General features: G+C 48.5%; 17 protein-coding genes. 1 reads left to right on the top strand and 16 read right to left on the bottom strand.

All coding sequences use genetic code 11. The annotated features are described in order from the left end of the window. Positions 1-4: 4 nt before the first annotated feature. Genes SHK35_RS08610 through SHK35_RS08600 form a run of 3 tightly spaced genes read right to left on the bottom strand, consistent with a single transcriptional unit; the run spans position 5 to position 3443 of the window. Positions 5-1294, bottom strand: coding sequence for a hypothetical protein (locus tag SHK35_RS08610; RefSeq protein ID WP_318704283.1), 1290 nt, complete (start codon positions 1292-1294; stop codon positions 5-7). A 44-nt stretch (positions 1295-1338) separates the two neighbouring features. Continuing rightward, positions 1339-2496 (bottom strand): DUF58 domain-containing protein, encoded by a 1158-nt coding sequence (locus SHK35_RS08605; RefSeq protein WP_318704282.1) that lies wholly within the window; start codon positions 2494-2496, stop codon positions 1339-1341. Then, positions 2493-3443 (bottom strand): AAA family ATPase, encoded by a 951-nt coding sequence (locus SHK35_RS08600; protein WP_318709464.1) that lies wholly within the window; start codon positions 3441-3443, stop codon positions 2493-2495. Before SHK35_RS08600 ends, SHK35_RS08605 begins: the two co-directional genes overlap by 4 nt. A 121-nt stretch (positions 3444-3564) precedes the next feature. On the opposite strand from SHK35_RS08600, the gene SHK35_RS08595 reads away from it, so the two are divergent. Further along, entirely contained in the window at positions 3565-3918 is a 354-nt protein-coding gene (locus SHK35_RS08595) for a hypothetical protein (protein WP_318709463.1), read from the top strand. A 2-nt stretch (positions 3919-3920) separates the two neighbouring features. Here the strand turns inward: SHK35_RS08595 and SHK35_RS08590 are convergent, their stop codons facing one another. The 13 genes from SHK35_RS08590 to SHK35_RS08530 all read right to left on the bottom strand — a co-directional run bounded on the left by SHK35_RS08590 (position 3921) and on the right by SHK35_RS08530 (position 17655). After that, positions 3921-5966 (bottom strand): HelD family protein, encoded by a 2046-nt coding sequence (locus tag SHK35_RS08590; RefSeq protein WP_318709462.1) that lies wholly within the window; start codon positions 5964-5966, stop codon positions 3921-3923. Positions 5967-6347: 381 nt separating this feature from the next. Further along, positions 6348-7634 (bottom strand): bifunctional phosphoribosyl-AMP cyclohydrolase/phosphoribosyl-ATP diphosphatase HisIE, encoded by a 1287-nt coding sequence (gene hisIE / locus SHK35_RS08585; RefSeq protein WP_318709461.1) that lies wholly within the window; start codon positions 7632-7634, stop codon positions 6348-6350. An 11-nt stretch (positions 7635-7645) separates the two neighbouring features. Next, positions 7646-8233: an imidazoleglycerol-phosphate dehydratase HisB gene (hisB, locus tag SHK35_RS08580; protein WP_318709460.1), complete on the bottom strand. Its 588-nt coding sequence runs from the start codon at positions 8231-8233 to the stop codon at positions 7646-7648. A gap of 25 nt (positions 8234-8258) precedes the next feature. Continuing rightward, entirely contained in the window at positions 8259-9548 is a 1290-nt protein-coding gene (hisD, locus tag SHK35_RS08575) for a histidinol dehydrogenase (RefSeq protein ID WP_318709458.1), read from the bottom strand. A gap of 42 nt (positions 9549-9590) precedes the next feature. Beyond that, a complete protein-coding gene (gene hisG, locus SHK35_RS08570; RefSeq protein ID WP_318704272.1) occupies positions 9591-10241 on the bottom strand; it encodes an ATP phosphoribosyltransferase in 651 nt (216 codons plus the stop codon). Next, positions 10234-11361 (bottom strand): ATP phosphoribosyltransferase regulatory subunit, encoded by a 1128-nt coding sequence (gene hisZ, locus SHK35_RS08565; RefSeq protein WP_318709456.1) that lies wholly within the window; start codon positions 11359-11361, stop codon positions 10234-10236. The genes hisG and hisZ overlap by 8 nt, the downstream gene beginning before the upstream one ends. A 102-nt stretch (positions 11362-11463) precedes the next feature. Further along, positions 11464-11997, bottom strand: a complete 534-nt coding sequence (locus SHK35_RS08560) for a Holliday junction resolvase RecU (RefSeq protein ID WP_318709455.1) — start codon at positions 11995-11997, stop codon at positions 11464-11466. 5 nt (positions 11998-12002) lie between these two features. Continuing rightward, positions 12003-13025 (bottom strand): RluA family pseudouridine synthase, encoded by a 1023-nt coding sequence (locus SHK35_RS08555; protein WP_318704268.1) that lies wholly within the window; start codon positions 13023-13025, stop codon positions 12003-12005. A gap of 11 nt (positions 13026-13036) precedes the next feature. Beyond that, complete coding sequence (locus SHK35_RS08550) at positions 13037-13621, bottom strand: hypothetical protein (protein ID WP_318709454.1); 585 nt, start codon at positions 13619-13621, stop codon at positions 13037-13039. Next, positions 13622-14398 (bottom strand): SDR family NAD(P)-dependent oxidoreductase, encoded by a 777-nt coding sequence (locus tag SHK35_RS08545; RefSeq protein ID WP_318704264.1) that lies wholly within the window; start codon positions 14396-14398, stop codon positions 13622-13624. It lies immediately after the preceding gene. A 17-nt stretch (positions 14399-14415) separates the two neighbouring features. Continuing rightward, entirely contained in the window at positions 14416-16293 is a 1878-nt protein-coding gene (locus tag SHK35_RS08540) for a YgiQ family radical SAM protein (RefSeq protein ID WP_318709453.1), read from the bottom strand. Next, on the bottom strand, positions 16290-16967 hold the full coding sequence (locus SHK35_RS08535; RefSeq protein ID WP_318709452.1) for an HAD family hydrolase: 678 nt from the start codon (positions 16965-16967) through the stop codon (positions 16290-16292). Before SHK35_RS08535 ends, SHK35_RS08540 begins: the two co-directional genes overlap by 4 nt. Continuing rightward, positions 16939-17655: a pseudouridine synthase gene (locus SHK35_RS08530; protein WP_318704258.1), complete on the bottom strand. Its 717-nt coding sequence runs from the start codon at positions 17653-17655 to the stop codon at positions 16939-16941. Before SHK35_RS08530 ends, SHK35_RS08535 begins: the two co-directional genes overlap by 29 nt. Positions 17656-17665: the final 10 nt, after the last annotated feature.

The raw sequence follows: 17665 nt of genomic DNA, 5'->3' as shown, positions 1-17665 counted from the left end.
CACATTATTCTCCATTCCGAAGCGCCTGCTTCATTTTCTTAACATCCTCAGGGGCTGCGCCCTCTTTGGAATAACGTGCCTTTTCGTAGAGAACTGCCAGGGAAGGAATGCCTATTTTGTCCGCACATTCCCGGGCCGTATACTGAGAAAGCCCTGCCGGGTTTTCCTCTTGCCCAAACAGCTTTTTTTCGGAGAGCACACGTTTTTTGAAGTATCTGCGGATTCGTTCCGAGGGGGTGAAGGCTTGAAGAACCTGCTGCATTCCCCTTTTTCGCTTTCTGGAGTCCACATCACATTTTTCCCGCACATCAAACACGACGTCGTCGGCTCCGCTTACTTCAATCCGCTCCCGCTTGAAGTGCTCCCGGAGATATTGAATTCCTCTGCGAACAGCTTTATAACAAATAACCGCCAAAAAGACTATCACCGCAATCTGCGCTATGACCGCGAGCAAATCCCACAGCCAGAAGCTCTCTCCCGGTTCCGGCATTTCCATCATACCCTGTCCCGGCACAGCCTCCTGAATCAAAGGCTCATTTGTTACCTCGCTCTTTGGCAAAAGGCTCACCAGAAAACGAAGAATCTGCCGCACAAGATTCTGCAGCGTCTTAAGAATCACAGAAAGCCATTCATAATTGGCGGTACAAATGAGAAGAAGCCCTGTTCCCGCCGTATACAGAAGCACCAGGCGGATACCGGACCGGAACATTTCCCTTTCTGGCAGATAACCTGTGGTCTGCGTATTCAAATCCAGGAAATTCAGATAGCTTTCTAGATAATAGCTGATCAGATACATGCCGATCACTGCGATAAAGCAGACGATGAAGTATCGGTCCATGGAGGAAATCCCTCTATAATGCTGTAAAAAGAGAGCTGCCATGGGCAAAGCTGCAAGCACCGGGACGGGATACTTGGAATCCCAGCCACATCCTCTGGGAGAAAAATGCAGATAAAGGGAGTGCACAAAATAAAAAATGCTGACGGCTCCTGCTATGATTCGGCTCCCGGCGTTTTCTCCCGGTAAAATGCCGGACAGAAGAAAAACGCCGCCGGCCCCCGCCAGATGCAGCAGGCAAAAGACCCAGAAGCGGTGCGCCTTTTCCCGGACCAAAAACAGAAAAAAGGGAAGTAATCCGCAAAAGGCCCAAATTTCCGGAAGAGTCAAAGGAGACATCCAAAGCTGTGGAAATTCTTGAAAAAACAGTGTAATCACCACAGCCACAGCAAAAAGCGTCCAATGATTCACTTGTGTCACTAGAAATTCATTAATTATGACAATGTTGTCACGTTTCATAAAGAGTATTACGCTCCTTTTATAAAGGGTATGCCTTTTCCTTCTCAAGAAAGGGATATGGGGAGGAAAGAGATATGTTTTCTGATTCTTTCAGGAAAATAAGCCTCCTTACTCTTCCCTTCTTTAAATTCCTCCAGCCTGTATTCAGGAACAGGATAAAACCAGATGTATTCTTTACCCATATCATGATATTTTTCCACAAGAGAAAGAAAATTCTCGTAATGGTTGGGCGATATAAAACAGGTGATGGTGCTTTGGGACTGCCTGGTCAGCAATTCTTCAAACAGGGAGCAGAAATCAAGGGCAGGACGGCTGGTATCCACCCTGGCCAGGGCCCGGCAGATGGTTTCAAACTGCCCGCTTCCAGCCTTTGGCATGATGCAGACAGGCTCTCTTGTGAGAATGTCTGCTCCATTTCCGTAACAGGCAACCTGAATGCCTTGTTTTAGAAAATAGGCGCAAAGTCCCGCTGCAATCTGAAAGGAGGCTTCCACACATTCCTCCTTTTTCATAATATTGTTGTCCTCTATATTGAAAAACACACGGACTGATTTCAGGGCTGTGTAACCTCTCTGATTTACCTTAAGCTCCCCTGTTTTGGCAGTGGCCTTCCAGTTAATGCTTTTCATATCGTCAAAAGGCTGATACTCACGGATTCCCTTGTAGGTGAAAGGGTCTGTGAGCAGATGACGTCTGGCAGTAACCTCGCCGTTCAGCATTTCCAGCGACAGCCTGAATTCCCTGCTGTCGAAAAGCCTGGGGTAAACATAAACAGCATTTTTGGTTTTCCGGCTCTCCACAAGCTGTGTGGTTAAGAATAAATCTGAAGCCACCAGATCCACGTTTTCAATGGTATAATACCCTCTTTTTCCGCCGACAAATTTCAGGTGTCTTGTGATCCGCTCACCACCCCCTGCGCGGAATACATCGTTTCGATAAAATTTATCCGTGGTACGGGAACCCTTTGTATCTCCAAAGAGCAGGTGGCGGTCTGTCTGAAATTTTACCTTCAAAATGGCAAGGGGAAGGCGCTTTCTATTTTCGATGATTTCCATCAGCTCTCCCTCCTCTCCCTCTCTGATGCTTTGCTGGGAAAAGGCAATGGAGACAAACAGGCTGCGGTTCCACATTTTTTCGTAGATACGCCGTTCCAGCCAAAACAGGATAAGAGCCAGAAGCCCGAGACCGATTATTCTTATCATGATGAAAAATCCTCAGTAGGTACAGGAATGGCCGAAAGCAGCTTTTGCACCAGCGCACCGGCTGCCTCCGGGGTTTCCGTACCGTATCCCGCTATGATTCTATGGGCCAGTACAGGCACGGCCAGAGCCTTTACGTCATCCGGCGTCACAAAGCTGCGTCCGTGCAGGCAGGCGTATGCTTTTGCACAACGCAGAAGGCAGAGGCTTCCTCTGGTGCTGACGCCCATGACCATCCCTTCTGCTTCTCTTGTGGCCTTCACAATATCCACCATATATTCTCTGACACAGGGATGCACAAAGACCTTTACCGCCTCCCGTTTTACCTCTTCCAGATCAGCCAGGGTAAATACGCTTGTAAGCGTATCCAGAGGTTCGTTTTCCATGTACCGCTCCAGAATGGAGAGCTCCTCCTCCCTGCTTGGAAGTCCCATGGAAAGGCGCATCATAAAACGATCCATCTGCGCTTCCGGAAGGGGAAAGGTTCCGGCAGTCTCCACGGGATTTTGGGTGGCAATGACAAAAAAGGGGCTGCCTGGCTGATAGCTTACGCCGTCTATGGTAACCTGGCGTTCCTCCATACATTCCAAGAGTCCCGCCTGGGTTCTGGGGGTTGCTCTGTTGATTTCGTCCGCTAAAAGAATATTGGTAAAGACAGGGCCTTTCCGCAGAACAAACTCATTTTTCTGCCTGTCAAAAATATTCAGTCCAGTGATATCGCTGGGAAGCAGATCCGGAGTAAACTGGATTCTGGAAAAATCTGCGGTAAAAGTCTTTGCCAGGGTTTTAGCCAGCTTTGTTTTTCCTGTGCCTGGCACATCCTCCAAAAGCACATGGCCGTCCGCCACGAGTGCCGTAAGAAGCAGTATAATGGTCTCCTTCTTTCCGATGATCACCTTTGAAATATTCTGTATCGCCTTGTCAGCAAATGCCCTGCCGTCTGTCGCCATTTTGGTTCATTCTCCTTCTTACCTGTTTTATCGGTCTTTATTGTAGCATATTTCAAGAAGATGTTCTACTGTTTTTCCTTTGCTAATATCTTATAGGGTAAGGCTGGCAGGAGGAACTACAATGAGTGATATCACAACGGAAAAAAAGCTGGAGCTGATAGAACAGGTGCGCTCTCAATATAATAAAAACCGGTATGATATGTCAAACAGGGAAAAAATTTTGTATGGCAGAACTTCCTTTCCGGAGGCATCCAGAGAGGATTCTCTTGCTGCCGGAAATCCGCCTTCCACTGTTTCTTTTTTCAAGCTTCGCCTGCTTTTGGCCCTCGTCATGTTTGTGGGCGTCATTGCGTGCCATCAAAGCGGCATAAAAATAGCCGGAATCACCATGGAGCAGTTTTTCCAGGTAATTTCGGCTGATTATTATGCAGACGTGACGGAGTTTGTGGAATCCATGTCCGAATCGGTAAAGTAGTCTCAGCATTCCATTACATAAAGCTCGTGCAGGGCGCGGGTGGCTGCAACATAAAGAAGCTTTGCTGTGTCAGGCCGTTTCATTGCCTGTTTCGGATGAAGATTCCAGAGAATGACAACGTCAAACTCCAGCCCCTTTACCATGCGCACAGGAAGCATCATAAGGCGGCAGGGGGCGGACTTTGGATACTGCTTTAGCAGCTCCTGCACCCGATTTACATCTCTTTCCTCCCAGCAGATTACCGCAGCTGTGGTGTAGCCCTTTTGGGGAAGGGAAGAAAGAAGGGAAAGCGTACGATCTGCCATCTCAGGCTCACTCCAAAAGCTTTCCTCCTGCACGGGAATCCCATGGCGGATTACGGGGGTGATTTTATAGCGTCCAAAGGAGGCCTTTTCCAGAATTTTTCCGGCGTACTGGGAGATTTCAATGGTATTTCGGTAGCTTTTTTGCAGCAGTAAAAACTTGTCCTTGGAGCCTGTCAAAAAAAGCTTTGTCAGCTCGTACCAGTCATTGATGCCTGTCTCGTAATTGATATTCTGGGATACATCTCCCATGATGGTAAAATAGGCATCCGGCAGAAGCTGCTTAAGCGCATAGTGCACACTGATTCCAAAATCCTGAGCTTCATCTATAAACATCAGGCCAAATTCCTCGTTGGGGCCTTTTTGGAAGATGCGGTAGTGAATCAAGGATATGGCTGCCAGGTCATAGAGGTCGTATTCCCGCCGGGCACAGGACTGCAGATGATTGGACAGCGCTTCGCCTCCTTCATATCCCTCCAGAAATTCCTGGTAACAGGCAAGGGAGGACGTCTTTGGAAGCTGCTTCCTGTAATATCCACTATATTCCCTAAGTTTTCTTTGGACGGTATCCTTATCACAGCCGCTCATCAGAAATTTGATTCTGGTTTTCACCCGGTCGTCTAAGGCTGTAAGAAGCCTTCTTACGCTGAAACGGGGATTTTCCCGCACAAGCGTTAAATTGCTTGACTCACTTAAGATAACGCCCAGAGATTTGTCCTTAAGAGCGCTGCAGTCTACAAGCTGCCTTTTCTTTTGCAGGAGGAAATATTCCAAGTTTTTCATAAATTCCTGGGTGCAGCGAAGGCTGGCCGTCTCATCCGGCTCTGTTATCCTGCATTTTTTTGTCCACTCCTTTTCGCATAAGCGTACGAAAAGCTGATCCATGCGCATGTGCTTGATATCCGGCACATCAAGCTCCGGCAGTCCGCTTGTGATGTAATTTAACAAAAGATCACTGCCGCCGATAATGCAGAATTCGTTAGAGGTAAACCGTTCCTTGTAATTGTACAAAAGATAAGAAATCCGGTGCATGGCCACAGTGGTTTTTCCGCTTCCCGCTACGCCCTGTACGATCAAATTGGCAAAGGGGGATTCTCTGATGATGGCGTTCTGCTCTTTTTGAATGGTGGCAATGATTTCTCCCAGCACTGCATCCTTGCTGCGGGAAAGATATTTTACCAGAAGCTCATCATTGGAGGCTATATCACTGTCATAATAACCGCTTAGAATCCCGTCGTTTACATCATAGGTGCGTTTTAAATCCAGCCGAATGGGAATTTTTGTCTCGTCCGGCAGCTGATATTCTCCCTCTCCCAGCTCATTTTCATAATAGACAGTGGAAATGGGCGCCCGCCAGTCTGCAATGAGCACATCCGTCTTGTTCTGAAATACACCGTTTTTACCGATATAGACGATCTGATTCTTTTCCAGATTTTTGTCCAGATAATCGATTCTGCCAAAATAGGGCCTTTCCAGTGCGGCCCTGTTTTTCCTGAGGCTGTCTGCGGCTTGCTTTTCCAGGCTGGACACAGTCATCAGCTGATTGTACAGCTCCACATCACCACTGTTCATAGCCCGAAAAAGCTTCTGTACCTGGGCGTGCCTCTCCTCATATTCCTTCTCATATCTGGAAATATTGCCGCGTATGACAGCCTGGCACATGGAGAAATGCTTCTGCTCGGCAAGCATCTCCTCTTCTTTTTTAGAAAGCCCCGACTGCTTTGGGCTGTTGCTGGATTTGTGCATGATTCTCTCCTTTCTGCTGCAGGCTTTATAAGATGCTGCACTAGATAATTGTGTAAAGGAGGATTTTTTCACATTGTATATGCTGCATGCTTCATAAACAGACCCTTGCTGGCCGCCGGCACTTAGGCTGCGTCCTTTGCAGCCTTAGGTACCGTTGCGGCCAGCTCGGAGCGAAAGCGTGTCTGTGTTGAAGCATACAGCATATGTGAAATTCGGAATGTAAAATTCTTTTACACAATTATCTAACAGGTCATGAAAAAAGTATACCTGAACCGTGAAAAAATACTAGACTTTTCTTTTATTTTTTGGTAAGCTGTATCATGTAATGTACCTAAAAAAAGCTATCGCAATGCGGTAGCTTTTTTTGCGCAATAACATTATTTACCGGTTGGCCAGTTCGGTGGTTATTTCCTCCCAGGAAATGTCTTTTTCCACCATAAGAACCATCATGTGATACAGGAAATCACTGATCTCATAGGTCACCTCATTGGCATTTGGATTCTTTGCGGCTATGATGATCTCTGCGGACTCCTCTCCCAGCTTTTTGAGTATTTTATCCAGGCCCTTGTCAAAGAGATAATTGGTATAAGAACCTTCCTTAGGATGCACCCTGCGGTCCTTTATCACCTGCAAAACATCCTGAAATACCTGAAGGGGATTGGCGCTTTCTTCATACTCCTTTTTGGTGATCTCCTGGAAAAAGCAGCTTCTATTGCCGGTATGGCAGGCAGCTCCTGTCTGGGAGACCTTTGCCAAAATAGTGTCCAGATCACAGTCTGCGGTAAGGCTTTTCACGTATTGGAAATGGCCGCTGGTAGCGCCCTTGAGCCAAAGCTCATTTCTGCTTCTGCTGAAATAGGTCATTTTACCGCAGCTTAAGGTGTTTTCATAGGCCTCTTCATTCATATAGGCAACCATAAGCACCTCCAGGGTCCGGTAATCCTGTACCACAACGGGAACCAGGCCTTCGCTGTTTTTCTTGAAATCAGACCACCGGTAGGCCGCCCTGAGGGTTTCCACAGGAATTCCGTTTTCCTGACAGAGTGCTTTTAAGGACGCTATCTCCTTTAGATTATCGTTTATAATATTTCCGGTGACACCGCACACATTTTCATAAGAAATAATTTCCATCAGCTTGTTTAACGCCAGCTGATTAATCTGTACCAGAAGAGGGAGCTGGGTCACCGCCTGGGTCTGGCGTATCTGGTGGGGATTCATCAGGATCAGGCCGGATATGTAGGATTCCAGAAGCTCCTTATGCTCTGTAAGAAGAGCTGCGTCATTGTAGGAGGCGAGAAGCTTCTCCTTTCCGAATTTCAGGGAAACCTCCTTTGTTATGCCAATATTGGATTCCTTTTCGTAATCCAGCACCGCTCTTTTGCAGCCCGCGTAGAGCAGCTTCTTTACGTCCTCCATGCGTTTCACATTTCCGGCTCCGATTACATCCATCTCCGCAGCAGTACAGATTTCCTTAAGCAGATTCAGCGCGGCGTCATGCTCTGCATCTTCCGTTGAAAGATCAAAAACCAGAAGCTCGTCAGCGCCTGCTTCGTTATACAGCTTTACAAGCCGCAGCGGATCCGTATCTACAACGGTTAGGTCTGTCAGGCTTCTGACAGCATGTTCATGATATAGATAAATACAGGGAACAAATTTTTTTGTCATCATTGGTGCTTCTCCTAAAGGCTTCCTTTTGTGCTCAGCACATCCTGAATGCGGGGATCAAGGGTCACGGCCTGATCTAACGCCTTGGCAAAGGCCTTAAACAGGGCTTCGATCATGTGGTGGTTGTTGTTTCCCTCCAGTATTTTCAGATGAAGATTCATGCCGGCGCTGTAAGACACCGCATAGAAAAATTCCCTCACCAGCTCTGTGTCAAGGTAGCCGACCCTGGATGTGCTAAAGGGGCATACAAAGTTGAGATAGGGCCTGCCGCTCAGGTCAAGAGCGCAAAGGGCCAGCGTCTCGTCCATAGGAAGGATAAAGGAACCGTATCGCCGTATTCCTTTTTTGTCACCCAGGGCCTGACGGATAGCCTGCCCCAGAACAATGCCTGTATCCTCCACCGTATGATGGCCGTCCACCTCCAGATCTCCGTTTACCTTGCAGGTCAGATCAAAAAAACCATGTCTGGCAAAGCCGTCCAGCATATGGTCAAAAAAACCGATTCCGGTATCCAGACGGCTTTCTCCTCTGCCGTCGAGATTAAGGGTCAGGGAAATATCCGTTTCCTTTGTCTTTCGGTTTATCTGTGCGCTGCGTGCCATAAAGGACTCTCCTCTCCGATACTGTTTATTCAAATCTTACTTTAATACTGTTTGCATGGGCGGTCAAGCCTTCGTTTTCCGCAAAGGTCTCAATCTTTTCGTGGACTTTTTCAAGGGCCGGTCTGGAATAAGAAATAATGCTGGTCTTTTTCAAAAAATCATCTACGCTTAGGGGAGAAAAAAATCTGGCCGTACCGTTGGTGGGCAGAATGTGATTGGGTCCGGCAAAATAATCTCCCAGCGGCTCACAGGCGTATTCTCCTAAGAAGATTGCTCCCGCGTTGCGGATGTGGGTCATGGTCTCAAAGGGATTCCTGGTGAGAATCTCAAGGTGTTCGGAGGCAATTTCATTTGCCGCCGCAATAGCGTCCTCCATACACTCCGCCACAAGAATATAGCCGTAATTATCCAGGGATTTTTGGATAATTTCTTTTCTGGAAAGCTGCTTTACAAATTCCTCCACCTGTTCGGAAACCTTTTTGGCAAGCTCCTTTGAGGTGGTGATCAAAATAGCGCTGGCCAGCTCGTCGTGCTCCGCCTGGGACAGCAGATCCGCAGCCACGTAACGGGGGTTGGCAGTGCCGTCGGCAAGCACCAGAATTTCGCTGGGCCCGGCGATGGAGTCAATGCTCACATGGCCGTAGACAGCCTTTTTGGCAAGAGCCACAAAAATATTGCCAGGCCCCGTAATCTTGTCTGCCTTGGGGATGGACTTTGTCCCAAAGGCAAGAGCCGCTATGGCCTGGGCGCCTCCCACCCGGTAGATTTCGTCCACTCCCGCGATATCGGCAGCCACAAGGGTGCCGGGATTTATTTTTCCGTCCGCGCCCGGAGGGGTGGTCATGACAATACTTTTAACGCCTGCCACCTTGGCCGGAATCACATTCATCAAAACACTGGAGGGATAGGCAGCTTTTCCGCCGGGCACATAGACCCCGGCTCTGGCGATGGGGGTTATTTTCATGCCCAGGATCGTGCCGTCCTCCTTTGGGTCAAACCAGCTGTTTCGAAGCTGCTTTGTGTGAAAGGCGCGGATGTTTTGGGCAGATTCCCGGAGAATCTCCACAAACCCCGGATCAAGGCAGGCATATGCCTTGGCAATCTCCTCCTTTGTGACGCGGATATTTTCCGCTGTAAGGGAAAAGTGATCAAAGGTCTGGGTATAATCAAACAGAGCCTGATCCCCTTCTTCTCTCACACGTTTGATTATCTGGTTCACCGTATCCTCATATTCAGAATAATTGTTAGGACTTCTTTTCAAAAGGTCCTGCAAAATGCTTTCCTTGGTTTCCCCTGACAGGGCGATAATCCTCATTCCTAAATCTCCTTCCTCAAATATAAGAGCTTTCCGCAGGCGTTAAGCCTTGAGACAGCTGCGTATTTTTGACACCAGCTCCTTAATCCGGTCTGCCTTCATCTGCATGCTCACCGGATTTACGATCATCCTTGCAGATAAAGGACAAACCTCCTCCAAAACCATAAGACCGTTTTCACGAAGGGTGGAGCCGGTCTCCACAATATCCACAATCACATCTGAAAGCTCCACCAGAGGGCCAAGCTCCACTGAGCCGTTCAGCTTGATAATATCTACCGTCTGATGCTTTTTGTTGTGAAAATATTCTCTGGCAATATTGGGGTACTTGCTGGCAACCCGTATACGTTTGCGGTGCTTTAAAAGCTCTAAGGCAGATTCCGGACCGCACACGCACATCCGGCATTTTCCGAAGCCAAGGTCCAATACCTCATAAACATTGCGGTTTTCCTCTAAAATGGTATCACGTCCCACAATGCCGATGTCGGCGGCTCCGTACTCCACATAGGTGGGCACATCCGGCCCCTTGGAGAGGAAAAAACGCAGCTTTTGTTCCTCATTCACAAAAATAAGCTTTCTGGAGCTTTTGTCGTTCATTTCCCGGCATTCCAGACCGATCTGGGAAAACAGCTCCAGGGTCTTGTCCGCCAGACGGCCCTTGCACAGGGCAAAGGTCAAATATCTATCCTCACTCATGACTATACTCCCTCTCCGGAACCAGCTCTGCAGCCTGCCCCTGTTTTCTCAGTTCTCTGGCCTCTTTTAGTTTTTCGGGGAAGTTTTCTTCTGTGTAGGCGATCACCTGCTTTGGCGGCGGCAGCAAAATATCGACCTTTTGCCTGGAGAGAGCCTCCAAAATATCATCTATCACAATGACAAAGCCGATGGCGGGGGCTTCCTTTCCAAAATGACTGAGCAAAGCGTCGTATCTGCCTCCCTTGACAACCGCGTCGCCTACTCCGTAGGTATAGGCCCTGAAAATGACACCTGTGTAATAATGATATTTATTCAGCATCCCAAGGTCAAAGGAAATGTAATCCTCCACTTCATAAAGCTTAAGAACCTCATATAATTTCTCAAGGCGTTCTATTGCGTCTAAGGAACGTTTGTTGCGAACCAATTTTTTAGCTTCTGAAAGGGAACACATATCGCCGAACATATCTGCAATTTTCAGAAGCATGCTGCAGTAGGGCTCCTTTACTCTCCTCTCTTGCAAAAGCTCTTGGGCCGCAAAATAATTTTTAGCGGAAACGAAAGCTCTCAAATCCAGCTCCGTCTCTTCATCCAGTCCAGCCTCCTCGCAGATTCCCTTAAAATATTCCACCTGTCCGATACTGACCTGAAATTTTTTCAGTCCCGTACCCTTTAAAGCTTCTATCACAAGACTGATCATCTCTGCATCGGCCTCCACCGAAGCATCGTTGATTAATTCTGCTCCAAGCTGTGTGACCTCCTTCGCCTTTCCCTGGAGGTTTGAGGTGTTTGTGAAGGTATTGCCTATGTAGCTTAGACGAATGGGAACCTTTTCCTCCATAAAGTACTTTGCTGCACACCGGGCGATAGAGGGCGTAAAATCAGGGCGCAGCACCAGGGTGTTGCCCTCTTTGTCAAAAAATTTATAAAGCTCTCTGCTTGGAGTGGTGCCTACCTCTCTGGAAAATACATCGAAAAATTCAAAGGTAGGCGTCTGGATATCCTCATATCCATAGCTTTTTATTTTCTCCCGAAGTCCGGCCTCCAAAGACAGCTTCCCGGCAGCTTCCCTGCCGTAAATGTCGCGTACCCCCTCCGGCGTATGTAATAGTTGTTGACTCATATAACCTCACTTTAATAAATTAACGTGCTAATTCAATACCAAGTTGAATTACCTAGTAGTATATCGAAAGAAGGAAGCTCTGTCAAGCTGGCTGCTTACAGGCTATTCCCTGTCGTCCAAATCTCTTTGCAGCATGTCCAGATAAGGCACCAGGACGCCATGCTTTTTCGGAAGCACATAGGCAGGATTGAGCTCCTCGTAGCGGAAGCTTTTTCTGCCTCCCTCCCTTGCCCGATTCCAAAAATAAAGCAGCATTTCAAAGGGCAGATAATACAGAATATCCTTGTGCGTGTAATAGATCAGGAAAAAAGCGATGCCGCCCTGCTTTTCAAACTGCTCCATGAAGCTTACCTGATGCGCATGAATATTTTGAAGGGCAAAGGTATCCGAAGCGCACTCCTTGGCGTCGAAGCAGACCGGAAGTCCCTGCACCACGCCGATATAGTCCACCGTACTTTTTTGTTCAAAATAGGCCAGTGTGATATGTCGGCTTTCCTTATCGATTTTGATGGGCGTGATGGGGGTCGGAATTTTCTGGATCAGCGCAAGCCCGCTCTGCGCATACTTTTCATTTGTCCGGTTGATCATATCTTCCAGGGTGGAGCCTCTAAGGCCTCTGGAATTCCATGTTGCCATAAAAGCTATCCTTCCTTCCCGTAAAGTCCCAGGGACTTCATAATTTCCTTAAAGTAAGAGGGAGGCTCTGCCGTAAACATACGTCCTCTCAGGTGTGCCATATGATCCGAAAGCTCCATGGGAAAAATCACATGATGGGCGTGAAGCAGCTGATGCTGAAGCCCAAAACACTCTTTCAGCTGCCTGTTTGCTGCCAAATCTCCGTATTTGGCATCCCCGATCACAGGATGTCCTATACTGGCAAGATGGGCCCTGATCTGGTGGGTTTTCCCGGTGATCAGCTCCACCTCCAAAAGGGTATAGCCGTTTTTTGCACAGATGGGACGGTAAGCCGTTTTGATCAGGCTTTCCTTTCCCGTCAGATTCTTTTCACCGGCCTCATTTTGTATTACCACACGATTTTCCTTCCGTATGAGCCTTCCCTCCAAAAATCCCGGCTCCTTCAGCTCTCCTGCGCAGATGGTGTGATAATATTTTTTCAGGGTTCTTTCCTTTAAAAGCCTGCCAAGCGTCTGAGAACCGAACAGAGATGCGCTGCAGAGCACAATGCCGCTGGTATTGCGGTCCAGGCGGTTACAGACAGCTGGATGAAAGGTGGAAAGTTCCTCCTTCATTCCTTTTCTGTGTGAAATCAGATAGCCGACAAGCCATTCGTTGAGGCTCAGGTCCTTTGGAGCCGCCTTTTGGGCCAGCATTCCGGCAGGCTTGTTTAACAGCAGAATATCCTGGTCTTCATAAAGAATCTCAACACCCTTCAGAGCTTGATAAGCCAGCAGATATTCTTTTTCAGAAGCGGCCTCGGCAGGGGCTTTAGAAAATTTCTGAAAGGTCTCCTCCGAAAAAAAGAGCTTAACCTCATCTCCCTGGGAAAGAATCTCTTTTCCCTCTGCCTTTTTCCCATTCAGAGTAATATTTTTTTTCCGCAGCATTTTATATAAAAAGCCGCTGCCCGCCTCCGGCAGGCATTTGCGCAGGAATTTATCCAGCCGCTGTCCTGCCTGATTGCTGCCGATGATAATTGACTGCATGACAAATTCTCCTATAGAGCGATGTTTTTCAGGGAATCAATGACCTTTTGGGAATTTCCCTGGTCCGTATCCAATTTTCCCATCTGTTCCAGGCGGCTTGTGTATTTTGACAAATCTTTAAAGATTTTTACGGATACGTTGGTCAAGCCGTCCGCCTTCAGCATTCCGTCTATATGCTGGTAAAAGGACTGCTCGTCAAAGGCGCCATCCTGCGTATAGCCGCATACGGTGTTTCCCTTTACAGCCAGATGCGCCACATTATAATTTTTCTGATAGGAAGTAAATACCATATCATAAAGACAAAAAAGGCCTTCACTGTGCTTCTCAATCTCTTTCGCATTTTCTTCAGAACAGCCCCGAAAACGCAGAAACATGATCATTCCCACCGCACTTTTGCTGGCGGGAAGGCATCCTAAAATTGCCACTACGGTAAGCAGATTCAGTCTGGTTTTGGTGGTGATTAAGCCAGCTGCAAACAGGCTTAGGGAAATGCCAAAATACAGGAATGTGCGGAGTATTTCGTATTTCTTCTGTGTTTTAAGATACCCCTTTTTGCCTTTGTATTTTGCAGTGGAAAACATTCGTAAAAGCTGCATTTAATAGAATCCTTTCTTTTTTAAAAGCATCATGGCCTCCAGTATGATCTCATGGGGCACAAACTTTGTAAGTCCCTGGAAGCCCTTTATGGGAATGCTGCACACAGACATGGCGCGGCGGCGGTAAGAATCCTTTAATGCCAATGCCACCACCCGTCTGGGTGAGACGAAGGTATACTTCTTGATGGCCAGGGTGGTGCCGGTTTTTTCCGCAATGTCAAAGAATGGGGTGCGCACAGGGCCCGGGCACACTGCCGTCACATAGATGCCCTGGTCTGAAAGCTCCTTGCCGATGGCTCTGGAAAAGCTCAGCACATAGGCCTTTGAGGCGGCATACACCGCAAAATCAGGCTGGGGCACAAAGGCTGCGCTGGAGGCAAGCTGGATGATACGGCTGCCTCTTCTCATAAAGGGAATCACCCGGTGGGTCAGGTTGGTAAGCGCTTCGCAGTTTAAGCGGATCATGCCAAGCATTTCCTCTCTGTTTTGCTTTTCAAAGCTTCCCATCAGCCCGTAGCCGGCACAGTTGATCAGTATGCGCACCACCGCATTTTTTTCTGTCAGCGTATCCTCCAGCCGTTCCAGCTGGGCGTCCTTTGTAATATCCATGGCAAGGATACGGGTTTTGTGCTCCATGGCCGCCGCTGTTTCCTTTAACTTGTCCCTGCTCCTTGCAACCAGCCAGAATTCATCCACATTGGAAAAAGCCGCATCCATCTGCAGGGCGAATTCCTTCCCGATTCCAGAGGATGCTCCTGTAATAATGATCACGTTCATGGTTATGCCTCCTTTTCCTATTTCTTTTTATGAACATTTCGGATGGTTTTCTTTTTCACCTTTTTCTTTTCAGGTTTTTCCCTGCTTTGAAGGTTCTTTATCCTTGGGCGGATCAGGCATTTTTTGTCAAAGCCGATTAAGTCCTTTCGTCCCGCCAGAGTCAGAGCCTCGTATACCAGATCGTAATTCTTTGGGTTGCGATACTGGATCAGGGCCCGCTGCATGGCCTTTTCATGAGGGTTCCTGCAGACATATACCTTTTTTCCATCCCTTGGGTCGATTCCCGTATAGTACATCACTGTGGACATGGTGGAGGGCGTAGGATAAAAATCCTGCACCTGCTCAGGCATATACCCCAGGTCTCTTAAGTATTCTGCCAGCTCTACCGCCTCCTTTAAGGTGGAGCCCGGATGGGAGGACATCAGATAGGGAACCAGAAACTGTTTTTTCCCCAGTTTATCATTAAGTTTATAATATTTCTCCACAAAACGCTCATAGACCGCGTTTTCCGGTTTTCCCATGCGCTTTAAGACCGAGTCGGAAATATGCTCCGGAGCCACCTTCAGCTGTCCGCTCACATGGTATTCCACCAGTTCCTTAAAAAAGGTGTCGTCCGGGTCCGCTAAAAGATAATCAAACCGGATGCCCGAGCGGATAAAAACCTTCTTCACCTTAGGAAGAGCGCGCAGCTTTCGAAGCAGGGTCAGATAGTCCCGGTGATCCGCCTTCAGGTTGGGACAGGGCTTTGGAAAAAGACACTGCCTGTTTTTACAGACTCCCTGGGTGAGCTGCTTTTCGCAGGAGGGCTGTCTGAAATTGGCGGTTGGGCCTCCCACATCATGGATATAGCCTTTAAAATCGGGGTCCTCTGTGAGGAGCACAGCCTCCTTTAAGATGGATTCATGGCTTCTTGCCTGAATGGTCCGCCCCTGATGGAAGGTAAGGGCGCAGAAGCTGCAGCCTCCAAAGCAGCCCCGGTTGCTGATCAGGGAAAACTTTATCTCCGCTATGGCCGGAACGCCTCCAAGGGGCTGGTAGGAGGGATGATAGGTCCGCATATAAGGGAGATCGTAAACGCTGTCCATTTCCTCTGTGGTAAGGGGCGGCTGGGGCGGATTCTGCACCACATAGACGCCGTTGGGGTAAGGCTCTATCAAGGGCTTGCCCGTACAGAAATCGGTATTCTCATACTGGGTGAGAAAGCTCTTTGCATAGAGAGCCTTCTCTTCTTTCATATCCTCATAGGAGGGAAGGACAATGCCCTGATAAACGCCGGAAGTATCTTTTGTTTTATATACAGTTCCCTTGATAAAGGTAATATCTCTTACAGCGATGCCGGCGGCCAAAGCGTCTGCGATCTCCACAATGGAACGCTCTCCCATTCCGTAGGAGATCAAATCCGCCTGGCTGTCCAGCAGAATGGAACGCTTGAAGCTGTCCGACCAGTAGTCATAGTGGGCCATACGGCGCAGACTGGCCTCAATCCCTCCCAGGATTATGGGAACATCCCGATAGCTTTTGCGGATGAGATTGCCGTAGACCACTGCAGCATGATCCGGACGCTTCCCCATGACGCCGCCCGGCGTATAGGCGTCTGTGGCACGTCTCTTTTTGGAGACGGAATAGTGATTGACACAGCTGTCCATATTTCCCGCGGAAACCAGGAAGCCCAGCCGGGGACGGCCTAAGAGGGTGATGCTTTTGTCGTCCTTCCAGTCCGGCTGGGAGATCATTCCCACACTGTAGCCATGAGCCTCCAGAACGCGGCTGATAATGGCGTGTCCAAAGGAAGGATGATCCACGTAAGCATCTCCGATCACATATACGAAATCAAGCTGCTTGATTCCCCTCTCCTGCATGTCTGCAGGGGAAATGGGCAAAAATCCATTTTTCAATATAGTATTCTCCTGAAATCCTCAATATAATAATCTGCCAGAAGCTGCTTTTCCTCTCTTTGGTCATAGGAATAAGCATCTTCCACGGCGCATACCTCCATACCGGCATTTTTTCCCGCCATAATACCAGGGACAATATCTTCAAACACCAGGCAGTTCTTTGGAGAAACCCCAAGCGCTCCGGCAACCGCCAGATAAATGTCGGGAGCGGGCTTTCCCTTTTTTACATCGCAGGCCGTCATGATACAGGAAAAATATTCCCGCAGGCCGTGCACTTCTGCGATGGTTTCCACCAGCTCTCTGGAGTTGCTGGTGGCAATGCCAAGCCTCACTCCATCTTTGCGGCATTGCTCCAAAAATGCAGCGGCGCCCGGCTTTAAAGGAACCTCATGTCGATACTTATCCCAGGCCATCCGGTTCCAGGCCTCTTTTATCTGCTCCAGGGAATCCGGCAGATGAAAATAACTCTTAAAGTACTGGGCGGTCTCGTTAAAGCTCATTCCCTCGATCTGCCTTTGCAGGTCTTTCGGCATGGGAATACCGAATTTTCCCAAGTATTCAATATCGATCCTCTCCCACATCCACATGGAATCCACCAGGGACCCATCCAGATCAAAGATCACCGCCTCCTTGTCCAAAAGCAGCTCATGATAAAGAATTTCCTGCCTGTTCATATAAAACAGAAACCTCCTGTGCCGATAATTCCCGGTATTCACCGGGCTTTAGCCCCTCGTCCAGCTTAAGCCCTCCAAAGGCAACTCTTTTTAAGGCTTCCACTTGGTTGTCCACCGCCCCAAGCATCCTCTTGACCTGATGGAATTTCCCCTCGTGGATGGTAAGCAGAAGTTCCCTGTCCTTCAGGATACAGACCCTGGCTGGCAAGGATATCTCCCCCTCTCCCATGTCCACGCCGGCCTCCAAAGCAGCGGCCGCCTGAGGCGTTACGGGCTTTTTCGTTTTCACCAGATAGGTTTTTTCCACATGCTTTTTGGGAGACAGCAGACGGTGAACCAGCGGTCCGTCGTCCGTAAGCAGAAGAAGCCCCTCGGTATCCTTGTCAAGCCTTCCTGCCGGGAAAAGTCCCTTTTGCCTGTCCCCTGGAAGCAGGTCTAACACAGTTCGCTCCGACCGGTCTTTTGTGGCCGACACAACTCCCTTTGGCTTATTCAGCATAAAATAGGTGAATTGCTGATAGTGAAGGAGGACTCCCTTTAAGGATACCTGATCTGTGGCTTCATTCACCTGAAACTCGGGGCTTTTGACAACCACGCCGCCCACCCGCACAAGCCCCTGGCGGATATAAGCTTTTGCCTGTGACCGGGTGCCCGTATTCAGTTCACATAAATATTTATCCAAACGCATGAAACTCCCT

The sequence above is a fragment of the Candidatus Acetatifactor stercoripullorum genome, assembly GCF_944382095.1.
In the GTDB taxonomy this organism is placed as follows: domain Bacteria; phylum Bacillota; class Clostridia; order Lachnospirales; family Lachnospiraceae; genus Acetatifactor; species Acetatifactor stercoripullorum.
The sequence above is the reverse complement of the archived record's forward strand: the minus strand, read 5'-3'. Positions and strand labels throughout refer to the sequence as shown.

Coding starts and splice junctions, on each gene's coding strand:
- SHK35_RS08610 (WP_318704283.1), bottom strand. CDS start 1,294: ATGAAACGTGACAACATTGTCATAATTAATGAATTTCTAGTGACACAA.
- SHK35_RS08605 (WP_318704282.1), bottom strand. CDS start 2,496: ATGATAAGAATAATCGGTCTCGGGCTTCTGGCTCTTATCCTGTTTTGG.
- SHK35_RS08600 (WP_318709464.1), bottom strand. CDS start 3,443: ATGGCGACAGACGGCAGGGCATTTGCTGACAAGGCGATACAGAATATT.
- SHK35_RS08595 (WP_318709463.1), top strand. CDS start 3,565: ATGAGTGATATCACAACGGAAAAAAAGCTGGAGCTGATAGAACAGGTG.
- SHK35_RS08590 (WP_318709462.1), bottom strand. CDS start 5,966: ATGCACAAATCCAGCAACAGCCCAAAGCAGTCGGGGCTTTCTAAAAAA.
- hisIE (WP_318709461.1), bottom strand. CDS start 7,634: ATGATGACAAAAAAATTTGTTCCCTGTATTTATCTATATCATGAACAT.
- hisB (WP_318709460.1), bottom strand. CDS start 8,233: ATGGCACGCAGCGCACAGATAAACCGAAAGACAAAGGAAACGGATATT.
- hisD (WP_318709458.1), bottom strand. CDS start 9,548: ATGAGGATTATCGCCCTGTCAGGGGAAACCAAGGAAAGCATTTTGCAG.
- hisG (WP_318704272.1), bottom strand. CDS start 10,241: ATGAGTGAGGATAGATATTTGACCTTTGCCCTGTGCAAGGGCCGTCTG.
- hisZ (WP_318709456.1), bottom strand. CDS start 11,361: ATGAGTCAACAACTATTACATACGCCGGAGGGGGTACGCGACATTTAC.
- SHK35_RS08560 (WP_318709455.1), bottom strand. CDS start 11,997: ATGGCAACATGGAATTCCAGAGGCCTTAGAGGCTCCACCCTGGAAGAT.
- SHK35_RS08555 (WP_318704268.1), bottom strand. CDS start 13,025: ATGCAGTCAATTATCATCGGCAGCAATCAGGCAGGACAGCGGCTGGAT.
- SHK35_RS08550 (WP_318709454.1), bottom strand. CDS start 13,621: ATGCAGCTTTTACGAATGTTTTCCACTGCAAAATACAAAGGCAAAAAG.
- SHK35_RS08545 (WP_318704264.1), bottom strand. CDS start 14,398: ATGAACGTGATCATTATTACAGGAGCATCCTCTGGAATCGGGAAGGAA.
- SHK35_RS08535 (WP_318709452.1), bottom strand. CDS start 16,967: ATGAACAGGCAGGAAATTCTTTATCATGAGCTGCTTTTGGACAAGGAG.
- SHK35_RS08530 (WP_318704258.1), bottom strand. CDS start 17,655: ATGCGTTTGGATAAATATTTATGTGAACTGAATACGGGCACCCGGTCA.